Genomic DNA, 15,683 nt, shown 5'->3' on the forward strand with positions numbered 1-15,683 from the left:
CCCGGCGTTTTGGGGTCGCCTCGCTACCGTCGAAGGATGACCGAGGCGAACCCCGACACCGCGGCATCCATCGATCCTCCCGACGGCAGCTCCCACCGCACCCTCCGCGGCTGGGTGTTCTGGCCGGCGTCGGCCATCGCGCTGACGTTCATCGCCTTCGCGCTGCTCTTCCCCTCCGCGGCCGAGGTCGCGTTCGGCGCGCTGCAGACGGCGATCGTCTCGGCGTTCAACTGGTACTACGTCCTCATCGCGGCGTTCTTCGTCGTCTTCGCCCTCACGATGGGATTCAGTCGATTCGGCCGCATCAAGCTCGGCGGCGACGACGACGAGCCGGAGTTCTCGACCCTGTCGTGGTTCTCGCTGCTGTTCGCCGCCGGCATGGGCATCGGTCTGGTGTTCTACGGCGTGAGCGAGCCGCTGAGTCACTTCACCTCCCCGCGACCGGGCGTCGACGGCTCGGCGACGGAGATCGCGCAGCAGGCGATGTCGCAGACGTTCCTCCACTGGGGCGTGCACGCGTGGTCGATCTACGTCGTGATCGGTCTCGCGCTGGCCTACGCCTTCCATCGCCGCAAGCGCCCGCGCACGATCCGCTGGGCGCTCGAGCCGATCCTGGGCGCCCGGCTGGTGCAGGGCGGGTGGGGCAATGCGATCGATGTCGCCGCCCTCGTGGGCACGCTCTTCGGCGTCGCGACCTCGCTCGGACTCGGCGTCATCCAGATCAGCGCCGGCCTCGACTTCCTCGGCGTCGTGCCGCCCTCGATCGTCAGCCAGGCGATCCTCATCGGCATCATCACCGGGTTCGTGCTGTTCTCGGTTCTGTCGGGCGTCGGCCGCGGCATGAAGTGGCTGTCGAACATCAACCTCGTTCTCGCCGGCATCCTGATGCTCTACCTGCTGTTCGTGGGACCGACCGAGTTCCTGCTGCGCGACGTCGTGCAGTCGATCGGCAACTACATTCAGAACTTCGTCGGCCTCTCCTTCACGGTGAGCGCCTACTCCGGTGAGGCGGGCGTGGCCTGGCAGGGCGCGTGGACCGCCTTCTACTGGGGCTGGTGGATGTCGTGGGCGCCGTTCGTCGGGATCTTCATCGCGCGCATCTCGCGCGGACGGACGGTGCGCGAGTTCGTCACCGGAGTGATCCTGGTGCCCACGCTCGTCGGCATCCTGTGGTTCACGGTGCTCGGCGGCTCGGCCATCTACGCGGAGTTGACCGGCTCGGCGACGTTCGTCGGCGCCGATGGGACGATCGATGTGTCGACGGCGCTCTTCCAGCTGCTCGAGACGGTGCCGGGCTCGGTGTTCCTCGTCATTGGGTTCCTCGTCCTCATCGGCATCTTCTTCATCACCTCGGCCGACTCCGGCGCGCTCGTGATGAGCATGATCGCCACCGGCGGAGAGGAGGAGCCGCCCCGCTGGACGCGCGTGTTCTTCACCCTCGCGACGTCGGTGATCGCCTTCGCCCTCCTCATCGCGGGGGGACTGACGGCGCTCCAGACGGCGGCGATCAGCATCGCTCTGCCGTTCAGCCTCGTGCTGCTCGCGATCTGCTGGGCCACCGTCGTGGCGTTCCGGCGCGAGCTGAAGGCGTACGACCGCGCCGAGCGCGCGCGACTGCGCGAGCAGATCGGCGAGCACTACGGCCTGGAGGTCGAGGAGGCCAACCAGCGCGGCATCTTCGGCCTGCCGGCGCGGTGGCGGCGCCGCCGTGCGGCCGACGCCGACGCCCCGGAGGAGTGACGCGCCTCCGCGCCCGGCACACCGAAACGTTAACCGCCGCGGGGGTCTCCCACCGCCTTCTGTGCGATATAGTCCACATGGACTAGTCGACACGGACCATGGAGGGGTGGATGCCAGAACCCACGCGACTCACACCGCTCGCGGTGATGCTCCTGGCGACCCTGCGCGAGGGCGACATGCATCCCTACGAGATGCTCCGACTGCTGCGCGATCGTGGCGACGATCGGCTCGTCCCGCTGCAGAAGGGCACGATCTACCACACGATCGCGCGCCTCGAACGGGAGGGCCTCGTCGCTGAGGTCGGCGTCGACCGCGACGGCAACCGCCCCGAGCGCACGACGTATCGCCTGCTCGACGCCGGACGCAACGCCGTGGACGCCTGGGTCCGCGCGGAACTGCCGCAGATCGACCGTCCCGGCGACTTCCGCGTCGCCCTGGCCGAAGCCCATAATCTCGACCGTGACGACGTCGTCGCGCTCCTCGACCGGCGGCGGGAACTCCTCGTCGCCTCCCGCGACGAGCACCGTGACGGGCTGTCCCGTGCACGCGACCGCGCGGTCCCGCACCAGTACATGATCGAGGTCGAGCGGCAGTCCGTTCTCCTCGACGCCGAACTCGCCTGGCAGGACTCCCTGCGCAACGGCCTGATCGCCGGCACCCTCCCGTGGGGCGCCGACGGCCTTCCTCACCACCTCGAACGACTCCGCGTCTCGAAGGAGACCCCCGCATGACCGATTCCCGCGCCGCCTCCGTGGCATCCGCTCCGCCCGAACGGAGCCCGTGGCCCGCCCTCTGGGCGCTGGTCATCGGGTTCTTCATGATCCTCGTCGACACCACGATCGTCTCGGTGGCCAACCCGGCCATCAAGTCGGCGCTCGATCCGAACACCAACAACCTCGACAACGTCGTGTGGGTCACCAGCGCCTACCTGCTCACGTACGCCGTGCCGCTGCTCATCACCGGTCGTCTCGGCGACCGCTTCGGTCCCAAGAACATCTACCTGACGGGCCTGGCGATCTTCACGATCGCCTCGCTCGCGTGCGGCCTGGCCACCTCGCTCGAGATGCTGATCGTCGCCCGCGCCGTCCAGGGCCTCGGCGCCGCGCTCATGACGCCCCAGACGATGGCGGTCATCACCCGCACCTTCCCTGCGCAGCGCCGCGGCGCAGCCATGGGGCTGTGGGGGGCCACCGCCGGTGTCGCGACGCTCGTGGGTCCGCTCGCGGGCGGCCTGCTGGTCGACGGCCTCGGGTGGGAGTGGATCTTCTTCATCAACATCCCGGTCGGCGTCATCGGCTTCATCGCCGCGCTCGTGCTCGTGCCGCAGCTGCCGAAGACCGCGCACAAGTTCGACATCCTCGGCGTCGTGCTGAGCGCCGTGGGGCTCTTCCTCATCGTGTTCGGCCTCCAGGAGGGCGAGCACTACTCGTGGGCCGCGTGGATCTGGGCGATGGTGGCCGCCGGAGTCGTCGTGATGGGCGTGTTCATCTGGACGCAGGCCCGGAGCAAGGGCGAACCCCTCGTGCCGCTCGACCTCTTCCGCGAGCGCAACTTCTCGGTGGCGAACCTCGCGATCGCGACGGTGGGATTCACCGTGACGAGCATGGCCCTGCCGCAGATGTTCTACCTCCAGCTGGCGCGCGGCCTCACCCCGACCGAGTCGGCGCTGCTGCTCATCCCGCTCGCGATCCTCTCGGGGGTCCTGGCGCCGTTCGCGGGGAAGCTGCTCGATCGCACCGACCCGCGGTTCCTGCTCGTGCCCGGACTCCTGCTGGTCGGCGGCTCGCTCGCGCTGTACGCCGCGCTCATCTTCGGCGACGCTCCCATCTGGGCGTTCCTGATCCCGTCCGCGCTGATGGGCGTCGGAAACGCCGGCATGTGGGGTCCGCTCGCCACGACGGCGACGCGCAACCTCCCGCCGCGCCAGGCCGGCGCCGGCGCGGGCATCTACAACACCACCCGCACCGTCGGATCGGTGATCGGTTCGGCATCCATCGCCGCGTTCATGCAGGCGCGCCTCGAGGCCAACCTGCCCGGAGCGGGCGATGCCGGAACGAGCTTCGGTGGGGGAGTGCTCCCGCCGCAGATCGTCGAGGGCTTCTCCACCGCTATGGGTCAGTCGCTGCTCCTCCCCATCGGCGTGATCGTCCTCGGACTCGTGGCCGTGCTGTTCATGCGGCGGCCCTCGGTGATCCGTGCCCACGGGACGCCCCTCGACGCCGCTCCGGCGCAGGCTTCGGCGGCTCCGGCCGGGCAGGGTTCGGCTCCCGCGCCGATCTCTCCTGCGCGGACCGCTCCCGCGGCCGCGGGCACCGCTCCCTCGGGCGAGTAGCCCGGCCGAGGTTCGGCCCGGGTCGGTTCCGCCGAGACTGCACGCGCCCGACATCTCCCTTGCATTCTGCGGGGGAGATGTCGGGCAATTGCTGTTTCGGCGGGAACCGCGTGCCGGCCGGCCTCAGGGCGTGATGTCGTCGACGAAGCGGTGGGCCTCGTCGATCAGGGCGGCCCACGTCTCGGAGGCATCCGGCGAGATCTCTGCCCACTCCCGCAGGGGCCGACCGCGCATGACCATGGGGGCGCCGATCCCGTCCGCCGCGAGCTCGCCGATCCGCTCTTCGGGCAGCTTCACCACGAGAGAGCCCTGGTGCGCGACGAACGCGAATATCTTCGCGCGCACGCGGAGACCGTCGGTGCCGAACATGCGGCCGATGTCGACGTCGGGCAGCGCACACAGACGCTCCGCGATCGGGTCGAAGATCACGTGCCCGCGCGCCATGGCATCCCGGTCCACCATGCGCATACGCTAGCCCGCTCGGGATGCCGGGGTGAGGGGTGCTCGGTGCCGAAACGCCGAGACTTCATCGCGCCGACATCTCCCTTGAAGATTGCGCGGGGGATGTCAGCGCGATGAAGTCTCGCGGATCAGACAGCGGATCAGCCGGATGCCGGGGCAGCGCGGCGCTCCGGTCGCGCGTCAGTCCTCGACGACGCGAGCGGCGATGTCGGTGCGGTACTGACCGCCCTCGAGGCCGATCAGGCTCAGCGCCTCGTACGCGGCGGAGCGGGCCTCGCGGAACGTCGTCCCGAGGGCGACCACGTTGAGAACGCGGCCTCCGGTCGCGTGCAGCTGCCCGTCGCGGAGCATGGTCGCCGCGTGCGCGAGGTGCACCCCGTCGACCTCTTCAGCGTCGTCGACGCCGGTGAGCGGTCGTCCGGTGATCGGAGCCTCGGGGTAGCCCTCGCTCGCCAGCACGACCGTGACGGCGGTCGCCTCGGCGAACGCGGGACGCGGCTGGTCCTCGAGCGTGCCGGAGGCCGCGGCCAGGAGCAGCGTCGACAGCGGGTCGACGAGCCGCGGCAGGACCACCTGCGTCTCGGGGTCGCCGAAGCGCGCGTTGAACTCGATGACCTTCACGCCCGCCTCGGTGAGGATGAGCCCGGCGTACAGGAGTCCGATGAAGGGGGTGCCCTCGGCATCCATCTGCCGGATCACCGGCTCGGCCACCTCGCGCGTGACGTGGTCGACGAACTCCTCCTCGCCGCCGAAGCGCTCCAGCAGCCACGGCAACGGCGAATACGCCCCCATGCCGCCGGTGTTGGGGCCCTCGTCGCCGTCGCGCAGGCGCTTGAAGTCCTGCGCGGGACTGAGGGGCAGCACCCGGTCGCCGTCGCTGAGGAAGAAGAGCGAGACCTCGGGCCCGGCGAGGAACTCCTCGATGAGCACGGGACCCGTCGGCAGGTACGCCTCGGCGTGCGCGAGTGCCGCTGCGCGGTCGGTCGTCACGATGACGCCCTTGCCCGCGGCGAGACCGTCGGCCTTCACGACGTGCGGGGCGCCGAGGTCGTCGAGCGCCGCCTCGACGCCGGCGAGATCGTGCGCGCGCACGGCTCGTCCGGTCGGGACGCCCGCGGCATCCATGATCCGCTTGGCATACGTCTTCGATCCCTCGAGCTGCGCCGCCGCCTTGCCCGGACCGAACACCGGGATGCCGCGCTCGCGCAGCGCATCGGCCACGCCGGCGACCAGCGGAGCTTCGGGTCCGATCACGACGAGGTCGATCGCCTCGGTGTTCGCGAACTCGGTGACGGCGACCGGATCGTTCGCGTCGAGGTCGACGACGTGGGCGTCGCGGGCGATGCCGGCATTGCCGGGGGCGGCGTAGATCGCGTGCGAGACCTCTTCCGAGCGCAGGGCGAGGATGATGGCGTGCTCGCGCGCGCCCGAACCGAGGACCAGGATTCTCACGCGGCCAGCCTATCGAGCGCCTCGGACACCGCCTTTATCCGTCGAAGGCCCAGGACTCGGCGTCGGGCCCGGACACGTGCCGGCGTGTCAGGGACACTCGACAGGGGTGACGGTTGGGCGAGAGGGACCCGGGTACCGTGGATGCCATGCCCCCTCGCCGCATCGACACCGGAGACGGCCGCGCGGCGCTCGCCGCCGTGGCCGCGGGCGACGCGCCCCGGACGGCGACCGCGACCGCCGTGCGGTACCTGCTGCAACTGCTCGTCGAGAAGGCGCCGGGGAACTCGGTCGAGATGCGCGTGCCGCCGTTCGGTGCCGTCCAGGTCATCGAGGGGCCGCGACACACCCGCGGCACCCCGCCCAACGTCGTCGAGACCGACGCGGCGACCTGGATCGCCGTGGCCACCGGCGTGGAGAGCTGGGCGGATGCCGCTGCCTCGGGCCGGATCGTCGCCTCCGGCGTGCGCGCCGACCTGAGCGCGCTGCTGCCGCTGCGCCCGTGACCGATTCGACGTCGGGCAATCGGCGACCCGCGGAACCTGCCGCGGTGGGACAATGTGAGCATGGCTGAGCAGCCCGCCCCTGAACGCAAGCCCCTCGTGCACGAGGAGATCGTGACGCTGCGCGTGCGCCGCGCGCCCAAGTATGGCGTCTTCCTGGCCGCGGGTGCGCTCCTTGGCATCCTGGCGGCTCTCATCTTGACGTTCGCGATCGACGGCTCCGACCTCAGCCCGTACACGCAGGTCGTCTACTCGCAGCTGCAGGTCTTTGGTTTCACGGCGCTCATCTGCGTCGTCGTCGGCGTGACGTTGGGCGCGATCGCCGCGCTCATCTCCGAGCGAGTGGTGGGCCGGAAGGTCCGTGACGTCGCGGTCGACCACGAGCGCTACCGCTACTGACGCCGCCCGCGGGCGCCCCCGCGGCTCACGCCAGCTCGGCGATGATCGGGTGGATGGCGGTGTCGAACGCGACGACATCGCTGCGCAGGCCGTCCGTCACGGCGACGGTGAGGGATCCGATCCACCACACACCGCGTTGTGCGAGCGGCAGCACCTGGACATTGAGCTCGAACGAGTGCGCCCGGCGCCCGACCCGGCGTTCGTGCTCCGCGATCGCGCTGGCGTAGGCGCGGTACGAGACGCCCGGACGCGACGCGCCCTCCGCGCTGTAGCGCCCGTGAGCGAGCCGGGCGAACTCCAGCGCGTCCGCGGCGTGCGGCGCGATCGCCTCCCGCAACGCCTCGGCCCGGCCGACCGGTAGCGCCAGCAGGTCGTCGAACCCCTCGACCAACTCGAGCGGGACGGGCGAGGGGTGCGCCAGCGGCTCGACGCTCATGGCCCACAGTTCGCGCCACTCGCGTTCGAGAAGCGCCTGTTCGTCCTCGGGGCGGTCGAGGCCGTCATACGCGGGCACGCGTCGGAGGGCCGGCAGCTCCTCCGGGGCGCGGATGCCGCAGACCTGCCGCAGATAGAGCGCGATCAGGACGGCGATCGCCGCGTCCTCGCGGATCACCCAGTCCGGCTGACCGCTCACCATGGCGCCATTGTAGGGAGCGGTCGTGACCGCGAGGGCGGGTCTTGCTCTCGGCGTCGCTGCGCGGGGTTCTCTGCTCGTAGCTCGCCGGCCCGCTTCTCGGTGAGGACCGGAGGACATGGGGCAAGGGGAGGAGCAATCCACCTTCCGGCATCCTCCGTACCTCCCAACTCCTCCGCTCGTCCCGCGGCATCTAAGGACGGACTCCGGGCGACGGTTCCTCCCCAGTCGCCGAATCCGGCATTCCGTCCACAGAAGCGCGTCGTCGCCGGACGCGTTCGTGCCGAATCGCGCACAGTATGTGGATGCCAGCTCACCGCGCCGATCCCGTCGACCTCGCTCGCCGGGCTGGCGGGATCGTGCGTGGAGTACGACTGGCAGAGGCGGGAGTCTCATGGCGCGCGGTGGCCGATGCCACCGACCGTGGCGAACTCGTCCGGCTGCGTCGCCGATGGTTGGCCCTGCCCGACGCCGATCCGTATGTCACCGCCGCGGCGCGCGCGGGCGTGATCCTGACGTGCATCACGGCCGCCGTGCATCACGGTCTCTGGGTCGCATCGCACACCGAACCGCATGTTGCCACGGGTCCGCATTCGGGGCGCGTGGACGTTGCTCCGGGTACACGCGTCCATCGCACGCGCCCGTTGATCCCGCGGCACCCGGACTCACTCGTCGATGGCGTCGGCAACACCCTCGTCGCCGTTGCATCCTGCCTTCCTCGTGATGACGCACTGGTCGTGTGGGAGTCGGCATTGAACAAGCGGCTCATCTCGCTGGACGAACTCTCGCGTCTGCCGCTCCCCGCGAGAGCCCGCGCGCTCGCGGAGGTTGCGCAACCATTCGCGGACTCGGGACTGGAGACGTATCTCATCGCCCGACTTCGGTGGCTCGGGCTTCGTTTGATTCCTCAGGCCTGGATCCTCGATCATCGCGTGGACCTCCTGATCGGAGACCGGCTCGTGTTCCAAGTCGATGGGGGCCACCACGTCGACGCTCAGCGTGAGCAAGACATCCAGCACGATGCACTGCTCACCCTTCACGGGTACCACGTCATACGCGTCGGGTACCGACAGGTCATTCACGACTGGCCCCAGGTGCAGATGACCGTCATGAACGCGGTCGCCCAGGGGCTTCACCGAATCTGCGACTAGTCACATCCTGGCGTCGCGCCCGTGAAATGCGGGGGGAGGGGAGGGCGGGGGAGGAGGGGAGGATGTCGGGAGGCCATGGCATCCTCCCTCTGTCCCAAGCCCTCCCCTCGTCACGCAGCCGCAGCCGCAGCCCCAACCAGCCCCCGCACACCCCCGCGAAGCGCAGAGGCGGGAGGCGTGTCGGATCCTGCGGGTAGTCTGTTGCGGTGGCCTCTGCTCCCCACGAAAACCCCTACTCCGCTGCCGGCGTCGACACCGCCGCGGGCGACCTCGCCGTCGAACTGATGAAGTCGGCCGTCAAGCGTACGCACGGCCCCGAGGTGCTCGGGGGAGTGGGCGGCTTCGCGGGTCTCTTCGACGCTTCCGCGCTGCGGGACTACGCGCGGCCGCTGCTCGCGACCAGCACCGACGGTGTCGGCACGAAGGTCGCGATCGCGCAGGCGATCGACAAGCACGACACGATCGGCGAAGACCTCGTCGGCATGGTGGTCGACGACATCGTCGTGGTGGGTGCGCGGCCCCTCTTCATGACCGACTACATTGCGTGCGGCAAGGTCGTGCCGACCCGTATCGCCGACATCGTGGCGGGGATCGCGCGCGGTTGCGCGGCGACCGGCACTGCTCTGGTCGGCGGCGAGACCGCCGAGCACCCGGGTCTGCTGGGCATCGACGACTACGACGTGGCGGGTGCGGCGACCGGCGTCGTCGAGGCCGACCGCGTCCTGGGCGCCGAGGGCGTCCGTTCCGGTGACGTCGTCCTCGCTCTCGCCTCGAGCGGTCTGCACTCGAACGGCTACTCGCTCGTGCGCCACATCGTCGCGGGTCGCGGCATCGCCTACGGCGCCGCCTCCGCCGAGCTCGGCGGTACGTGGGGCGAGGCGCTGCTCGAGCCGACGCGCCTGTACACCTCGCCGCTGCTGCGTCTGCTCGACGATGCGGCCGTGGGTACCGGCATCCACTCGCTCAGCCACGTGACGGGCGGGGGCATCGCCGCCAACCTCGCCCGCGTGCTGCCGCAGAACACCTGGGTCGACGTCGACCGCTCGACGTGGAGCCCCTCGCCGGTGTTCCGAGTTCTCGCCGACATGGGCGGTCTCGAGCTGACGCAGACCGAGGGCACGTGGAACCTCGGGATCGGCTTCCTCGCCGTGGTCGCCCCGGAGGTCGTGGATGCCACGATCGCCGGACTCCGCGCCGACGGCATCCACACGTGGCAGGTCGGTGTGGTGCGCGACGACGCGCGTCCCGACGGAGAGTTCGAACAGGGTGCGAAGGGCGTCGACGGTGGCGCCGTGCGCTTGGTCGGCACCTACGCGGATGCCGGTACCCCGGCGAACGGAGCGAAGTAACACTTCATGTGCGGCATCGTCGGCATGGCCGGGCAGGGCCCGGTCAACCAGGAGATCTACGACGCGCTCCTGCTCCTCCAGCACAGGGGGCAGGACTCCACCGGTATGGCGACGGCGGAATCGAGCGGCGTCTTCCACATCCACAAGGCCCGCGGGCAGGTGCGCGAGGCGTTCCGGACCCGCGACATGCGGGCGCTTCTCGGTGACATCGGCCTCGGGCACGTGCGCTACGCCACCAAGGGCACCGCATCCAGCGAAGAAGAGGCGCAGCCCTTCTACGTCAACGCCCCGTACGGCATCGTCCTGGTGCACAACGGGAACCTCACGAACACCCGCGAGCTGACGAGCGAGCTGTTCCACAAAGACCGCCGACACCTCAACACGAGCTCGGACACCGAGCTGCTCGTGAACATCCTCGGTTCCGAGCTGCAGTCCGAGATCTCCGGTCCCGACCTCGACCCGGCACAGGTGTTCCGCGCGGTGGCCCGCGTCCACGAGCGCGTCGAGGGGTCGTACGCGACCATCGCCCTCATCGCGGGCTATGGCCTGCTCGCGTTCCGCGACCCGTTCGGCATCCGCCCCCTCATCCTCGGCAAGCGGCCGGCGGCCGAGGTGCCCGGTGGCGAGGCGCGCGAAGAGTGGGTCGTGGCATCCGAGTCTCTGGTGCTCGAGAACGCCGGCTTCGAGGTCGTCCGCGATGTCGAGCCCGGTGAGGCCGTCTTCGTCACCCTCGACGGCACGCTCCACGCGCAGCAGTGCGCCGAGAACCCCACGCTGGCGCCGTGCTCGTTCGAGTACGTCTACCTCGCCCGCCCCGACTCCGTCATGAACGGGATCTCGGTGTACGAGGCGCGTCTGCGCATGGGTGAGCGTCTGGCCGACACGATCGCGAAGTACACCCCGCACGGGTCGATCGACGTCGTCATGCCGATCCCCGACTCGTCGCGGCCCGCGGCGATGCAGGTGGCGCGCAAGCTCGGCATCGAGTATCGCGAGGGCTTCTACAAGAACCGCTATGTCGGCCGGACGTTCATCATGCCCGGCCAGGCGGTGCGCAAGAAGAGCGTGCGTCAAAAGCTCAACGCCATGTCGACGGAGTTCCAGGGCAAGAACGTCCTCCTCATCGACGACTCGATCGTGCGCGGCACCACCAGCCGCGAGATCATCCAGATGGCTCGGGATGCCGGCGCGAAGAGCGTCACGTTCGCCTCGGCGGCGCCGCCGGTGCGGTACCCCCACGTGTACGGCATCAACATGCCCTCGCGCCACGAGCTGGTCGCGCACGGCCGGACGATCCCGCAGATCGCCGAAGAGCTGGGCTGCGACTACCTGGTGTACCAGGAGGTCGACGATCTGAAGGCCGCGATCATGGAGGGCTCCGACCTCGTCGACCTCGACATGAGCTGCTTCGACGGCCGGTACGTCACCGGCACCGTCTCGGAGGAGTACCTCGCCTGGGTCGAGGGCAGCCAGGAGTCTTGACGCCCCGCGCCGCGGGGACGGTCGCGTGGGCCGCGGCGGCGATCGTGCTGCTCGCGCTCACCCTGCGCATCGCGGTGGCCTCCCTGTCGCCGCTGCTGACCATCATTTCCCGTGACTTCCCCCTGCCGGCGGCGGTCGTCGGACTCATCGGCATGGCGCCTCCTGTGGCGTTCGCGTTGTCCGGCGTCGTCACACCGGTCATCGAGAGACGGGTCGGGCTGGAGCGCCTCGTCCTGCTCGCGGCGATCGCGGCGGCGGCGACGCTGGGTCTGCGGGCTCTCGCGACGGATGCCTGGACCCTCCTCGCCGCGACGGCGGGGGTGTTCGCCTCGGTCGGTGTGGCCAACGTGCTGATCCCGGCGGTCGTGAAAAAGTACTTCCCCGAGCGGGTCGGCCTGATGACCACCGTCTATACGACGACGATGGCGGTGGCCACGTTCACTCCGCCCCTGGTGGCGGTCCCGCTCGCCGACTCGATCGGGTGGCGCGGGTCGTTCGCGGTGTGGGCGTTCGTCGCGGTCGCGGCGGTCGTGCCGTGGATGGTGACGAGCCTGCGGGCGCGAACCGGACGCGGGGACGTCGTGGAGGAGCCGCGCGCCTCCGTGCTCTCGCGCGTGGTGCGCGTGCCGCAGGCGTGGGCGCTCGTCATCACGTTCGCCGTGAACTCGTCGGTCGCCTACGGCATGTTCGCGTGGCTGCCCGCGATCCTCATCGATACCGCCGGCGTCGACGCGGCCACCGCGGGGAGTCTGCTCGCCCTGTTCTCGTTCATGGGCCTGCCGGTTTCGCTCGTCGTGCCGCTGCTCGTCGCGCGCCTGCGCCGGACCACGCCGTTCTACGCCCTCGCGGTCGGCAGCGGTGTCGCGGGAGTCGCGGGACTGCTGCTCGCGCCGGGCACCGCAACCGTGCTGTGGGTCGTCCTGATCGGGCTGCCGCCCCTGATGTTCCCGATGGTGCTCGTGCTGTTCGGCCTCCGCACGCGCTCGCACGAGACGGCGGTCGCCCTCAGCGGATTCGTGCAGAGTCTGGGCTACGCGCTGGCCGCGCTCGTTCCGCTCGCGATCGGTGTCACCCACGAGATCACCGGCGGTTGGGCCGCCGGACTGCTCGTGCTCGGGGCTGCCATCGTGATCGTGGTGCCCGCAGCCGTCGTGGTGGCGCGCTCGGAAACGATCGAGGAGGCGTGGGAACGCCGCCACGGTCGAGCGTGGTGAGGAAGGCTAGGCCTTCTCGTCTTCGTACTCGTCCGCGTACTGGTCGGCCCACTTGTCGACGTACGCGTCTTCACCCGCTTCGGGTGCGCCGAGTTCGCGCTCGAGAGCCGAGTAGTTCACCGAGTAGGTGTCGTACTTCAACTCACGGGCGATCTTGGTGTTCTTCGCCTTCTGACGGCCACGCCCCATGCGAGACCCCCTCACGATCGACGTCGAGGGCCACGCTCTGGGCCCTGCGTATTGCGGTTCCGGACCGAGCCGGTAAGAGTAACAGCCAGGATATCACGGTGCCCTCTGACCCCGGCTGTCCGGGGATCGGACCAGAGGTGCACCGGGCGATGCGAGGAGTGACGATGGCCGAGAACACCCCCACCCCGAAACGCGCGGGAGCCGTGATCGTGGGTGCGGTACCGGGTCAGTCGCCCCGCGTCCTGCGTGTCGCCGCGCGACAGGCGGCTCTGGCGGGCACCGAGCTCGTGATCGCGCACGTCGACACCACGCGGTTCGTTGCCTTCGAGGACCCGGACGGTTACGTGAACCCCTCCACCGTCGACGTCGCCGGGGCAGCGTCCCGGGCGGCACTCGCCGAGGTGCAGGCCACAGCGGATTCGGCCCTTGCCGACGAGACGGTGTCGTGGACGGTGCGGCAGGTGATCGGCGATCCCGCTCTCGCCCTGATCCGACTCGCCGACGAGCTGGATGCTTCGCTGTTGGTCGTCGGTACCCGCAAGCGCGGGCTGGGGGAGTCGCTGCGCGAGTTCCTCACCGGCTCGGTGGCCGCCCGGCTCACCCATCGGCAGCGTCGTCCGGTGCTGGTGGTTCCGCTGGGTGAGCCGCTGGCCCCCGACGAAGAACTCGTCTGGGAGTGATCGTCAGCCGCGCATGACACGCGTGACGGCATCCGACGCCTGCTGAAGCGCGGACTCGATGGCATCCACGCCGGATGCGCTGAGCTCGCCGCCCCGCGCCACGTGCGATCGCAATTCCGCGCGGACCCTGCCGCGGAACTCGGTGATCGCCGCATCAGCGCGATGCAGTTGTTCTCGACTGCGCACGCGCGGATCGTCCGTCGGCGCTTTCTGCGCCTGCTCGCGTTCGTCGCGCGAGGCGGCGGCGAGGTCGGCGCGGAGGCTGCGCATGGCATCCCGTACGCTCCCGCGGACCTCGTCGGCGATGAGCCGGACGCTGTCGGCGAGACCGGCCTGGATGCCTTCAAGGTCGCCCTCGCGAGCGGTGACTTCGGCGCGTCCGGCGTCGGTGATCTCATAGACGGTCTTGCGCCCGTCGACGGTCTTGGTGACGAGACCTTCTTCTTCGAGCTTCGCCAGGCGCGGGTAGATCGTGCCCGCTGACGGAGAGTACGTTCCGCCGGTGCGTTCGGTGAGCGCCTGCATGAGGTCGTACCCGTGACGGGGCGCCTCGGCGAGGAGACTGAGGATGTACAGGCGCAGGTCGCCGTGGGAGAAGACGGGGGTCATCACCACTCCTCCTCTCCGGCGAGCTCGTCGGGACGCAGCCCCGAAACGCCGCGCCGCAGGACCGTGATCTCGCCCGACACGGTGTTCGCGCGCACATCGACGAACGACCCGGCGAGGGTGCCGGTCGAGCCCGTGTAGTTGGTGGGGCCCGAGCCCGAGCGCACGTGCCCGTCGATCTGCACGCGGCCGCTCACCGAGCGCGCGACGTAGTTCGCGGGGAGTTCGCGATCCAGTCGGATCGTGGCCGAGCCGTTGACGGAGTTCAGTCCGATCGACTGGACCGTGCCGGTGGAGTCGACGAGCATCGCACCGGAGACGGTGTCGATCGAGGCCTTGGTGACGGCGCCGGTGGCCGCGATGTCGCCCGAGACGCTGTTCGCCGTGAGGGCGCCCTGGAGCTCGCGCACCTGGACGTCACCCGAGACGGCGTTGAGGCTCACGTCGCCGACGAGTCCGTCGACCATGATGTCGCCCGAGACGGTGTTGAGCTTGGCATCCCGGCGGAGTCCCGAGACGAGCGCGCTCGCACTCACGACGCCGAGCGTCAGGGCGACGGTCCGCGGGACGGCGACGCTGACCTCGGCCTTGGGGCCGCCCGCGCCGAAGTTGCGGAACACCTCGAGGAAGTTGTCCCACCGCAGCTGCGGGTGGTCGATCTCGAGTCGACCGTCCGTCATCTCGATGCGCAGGTCTTTGACCGTGACACCGTGCACCTCGATGCGGGCGCCGGGGTCATCGTGGGCGATGACGTCGACCTGGCCTCCGACGAGACCGATCTTCAGCTCCCGCAGTCCGTCGACGTCGATGACGCGGGTTTCGCCCGGGTGGACGATCCATTTCTCCATGGCGATCTCCTTACTCACGATATATCGCGTTGGTTCGAGTATCGCGATATATCTCGAGTCCGTCAAGCCCCGCCCTCGCCCCGCGCCCTTCCGGCCCCCGGCATCCGGCGAGAACGCACGTTCCGGTCCAGCGCACACGTTGTGGGCGTCCCGATCGTGCGCGCTCGACCCGATCGGGAGCGTTCGGTGCTGATGCCGCCGTTCGGTGCTGACGCAGCCGTTCGGTGCTGATGCCGCCGTTCGGTGCTGACGCCGCCGTTCGGTGCTGACGCCGCACGGAAACGACGGATGCCACGTCCCGGGGGGAACGTGGCATCCGGGGCGGGCGAACCCGCCGGGGGATCAGAGCGCTGCGCAGAAGTGCGAGCGCTCCTCTCGGGGGTTAAACCGGCTTGCGGCCGCTGATCAAACGGAACAGCAGCACGATGAGGGCGATGAGCCCGACGATGATCGCGATCCAGAGCAGGAAGCTCGCGGCCTGGCTCAGACCGCTGACGATCGCGATGACGATCGCGGCGACGATGATGATGATCAGGAAGATGTTCATGGGGGGCTCCTTGCTGTTTCCGCTGGGCGCGGCAACCGGCGAGTGGTTGACCTCTACGTTCCCACTGCGGCTCCATCCGAGCCGGGGGGTTGACGTTT

At 69.8% G+C, this 15,683-nt stretch carries 17 protein-coding genes; 10 read left to right on the forward strand and 7 right to left on the reverse strand.

Annotated elements, in window-relative coordinates; all coding sequences use genetic code 11:
* The first annotated feature begins 36 nt into the window (after window positions 1-36).
* The 3 genes from AC3WLZ_RS01255 to AC3WLZ_RS01265 all read left to right on the forward strand — a co-directional run bounded on the left by AC3WLZ_RS01255 (window position 37) and on the right by AC3WLZ_RS01265 (window position 4,072).
* Window positions 37-1,740: a BCCT family transporter gene (locus AC3WLZ_RS01255; RefSeq protein WP_492468730.1), complete on the forward strand. Its 1,704-nt coding sequence runs from the start codon at window positions 37-39 to the stop codon at window positions 1,738-1,740.
* A 110-nt stretch (window positions 1,741-1,850) separates the two neighbouring features.
* On the forward strand, window positions 1,851-2,471 hold the full coding sequence (locus AC3WLZ_RS01260; RefSeq protein WP_492468731.1) for a PadR family transcriptional regulator: 621 nt from the start codon (window positions 1,851-1,853) through the stop codon (window positions 2,469-2,471).
* Entirely contained in the window at window positions 2,468-4,072 is a 1,605-nt protein-coding gene (locus tag AC3WLZ_RS01265) for an MFS transporter (RefSeq protein WP_492468732.1), read from the forward strand. The genes AC3WLZ_RS01260 and AC3WLZ_RS01265 overlap by 4 nt, the downstream gene beginning before the upstream one ends.
* A gap of 123 nt (window positions 4,073-4,195) precedes the next feature.
* Here the strand turns inward: AC3WLZ_RS01265 and AC3WLZ_RS01270 are convergent, their stop codons facing one another.
* Together AC3WLZ_RS01270 and purD are read right to left on the reverse strand one after the other, a co-directional pair.
* Entirely contained in the window at window positions 4,196-4,534 is a 339-nt protein-coding gene (locus tag AC3WLZ_RS01270) for a TfoX/Sxy family protein (RefSeq protein ID WP_492468733.1), read from the reverse strand.
* 180 nt (window positions 4,535-4,714) lie between these two features.
* Window positions 4,715-5,986, reverse strand: a complete 1,272-nt coding sequence (purD, locus tag AC3WLZ_RS01275) for a phosphoribosylamine--glycine ligase (RefSeq protein ID WP_492468734.1) — start codon at window positions 5,984-5,986, stop codon at window positions 4,715-4,717.
* A 146-nt stretch (window positions 5,987-6,132) separates the two neighbouring features.
* On the opposite strand from purD, the gene AC3WLZ_RS01280 reads away from it, so the two are divergent.
* Window positions 6,133-6,489 (forward strand): sterol carrier family protein, encoded by a 357-nt coding sequence (locus AC3WLZ_RS01280; protein WP_412923293.1) that lies wholly within the window; start codon window positions 6,133-6,135, stop codon window positions 6,487-6,489.
* 60 nt (window positions 6,490-6,549) lie between these two features.
* A complete protein-coding gene (locus AC3WLZ_RS01285; protein ID WP_492468736.1) occupies window positions 6,550-6,885 on the forward strand; it encodes a potassium transporter Trk in 336 nt (111 codons plus the stop codon).
* 25 nt (window positions 6,886-6,910) lie between these two features.
* On the opposite strand, the gene AC3WLZ_RS01290 is transcribed toward AC3WLZ_RS01285, so the two are convergent.
* The gene (locus AC3WLZ_RS01290; RefSeq protein ID WP_412923295.1) at window positions 6,911-7,522 is read right to left on the reverse strand and encodes a zinc-binding alcohol dehydrogenase; all 612 of its coding nucleotides are present in this window, start codon (window positions 7,520-7,522) and stop codon (window positions 6,911-6,913) included.
* Between the two features lie 302 nt (window positions 7,523-7,824).
* On the opposite strand from AC3WLZ_RS01290, the gene AC3WLZ_RS01295 reads away from it, so the two are divergent.
* The 4 genes from AC3WLZ_RS01295 (at window position 7,825) to AC3WLZ_RS01310 (ending at window position 12,715) form a co-directional block, all read left to right on the forward strand.
* Window positions 7,825-8,670, forward strand: coding sequence for a DUF559 domain-containing protein (locus AC3WLZ_RS01295; protein ID WP_412923296.1), 846 nt, complete (start codon window positions 7,825-7,827; stop codon window positions 8,668-8,670).
* A gap of 206 nt (window positions 8,671-8,876) precedes the next feature.
* Window positions 8,877-10,019: a phosphoribosylformylglycinamidine cyclo-ligase gene (purM, locus tag AC3WLZ_RS01300; protein ID WP_412923297.1), complete on the forward strand. Its 1,143-nt coding sequence runs from the start codon at window positions 8,877-8,879 to the stop codon at window positions 10,017-10,019.
* A gap of 6 nt (window positions 10,020-10,025) precedes the next feature.
* Window positions 10,026-11,501, forward strand: a complete 1,476-nt coding sequence (purF, locus tag AC3WLZ_RS01305; protein WP_492468739.1) for an amidophosphoribosyltransferase — start codon at window positions 10,026-10,028, stop codon at window positions 11,499-11,501.
* On the forward strand, window positions 11,498-12,715 hold the full coding sequence (locus AC3WLZ_RS01310) for an MFS transporter (protein ID WP_412923299.1): 1,218 nt from the start codon (window positions 11,498-11,500) through the stop codon (window positions 12,713-12,715). The genes purF and AC3WLZ_RS01310 overlap by 4 nt, the downstream gene beginning before the upstream one ends.
* Before the next feature lie 6 nt (window positions 12,716-12,721).
* On the opposite strand, the gene AC3WLZ_RS01315 is transcribed toward AC3WLZ_RS01310, so the two are convergent.
* Window positions 12,722-12,904, reverse strand: a complete 183-nt coding sequence (locus AC3WLZ_RS01315; protein WP_076673353.1) for a DUF3073 domain-containing protein — start codon at window positions 12,902-12,904, stop codon at window positions 12,722-12,724.
* Window positions 12,905-13,068: 164 nt separating this feature from the next.
* On the opposite strand from AC3WLZ_RS01315, the gene AC3WLZ_RS01320 reads away from it, so the two are divergent.
* Window positions 13,069-13,584: a universal stress protein gene (locus AC3WLZ_RS01320; RefSeq protein WP_492468740.1), complete on the forward strand. Its 516-nt coding sequence runs from the start codon at window positions 13,069-13,071 to the stop codon at window positions 13,582-13,584.
* A gap of 3 nt (window positions 13,585-13,587) precedes the next feature.
* On the opposite strand, the gene AC3WLZ_RS01325 is transcribed toward AC3WLZ_RS01320, so the two are convergent.
* From AC3WLZ_RS01325 to AC3WLZ_RS01335, 3 genes are all read right to left on the reverse strand, one after another.
* Complete coding sequence (locus AC3WLZ_RS01325) at window positions 13,588-14,193, reverse strand: PadR family transcriptional regulator (RefSeq protein ID WP_412923301.1); 606 nt, start codon at window positions 14,191-14,193, stop codon at window positions 13,588-13,590.
* Window positions 14,193-15,044, reverse strand: coding sequence for a DUF4097 family beta strand repeat-containing protein (locus tag AC3WLZ_RS01330; protein ID WP_492470932.1), 852 nt, complete (start codon window positions 15,042-15,044; stop codon window positions 14,193-14,195). Before AC3WLZ_RS01330 ends, AC3WLZ_RS01325 begins: the two co-directional genes overlap by 1 nt.
* A 376-nt stretch (window positions 15,045-15,420) precedes the next feature.
* A complete protein-coding gene (locus AC3WLZ_RS01335) occupies window positions 15,421-15,585 on the reverse strand; it encodes a hypothetical protein (RefSeq protein ID WP_022878111.1) in 165 nt (54 codons plus the stop codon).
* Between the last annotated feature and the right edge of the window lie 98 nt (window positions 15,586-15,683).

The organism is Microbacterium sp. FW305-3-2-15-F-LB2, from assembly GCF_058787255.1.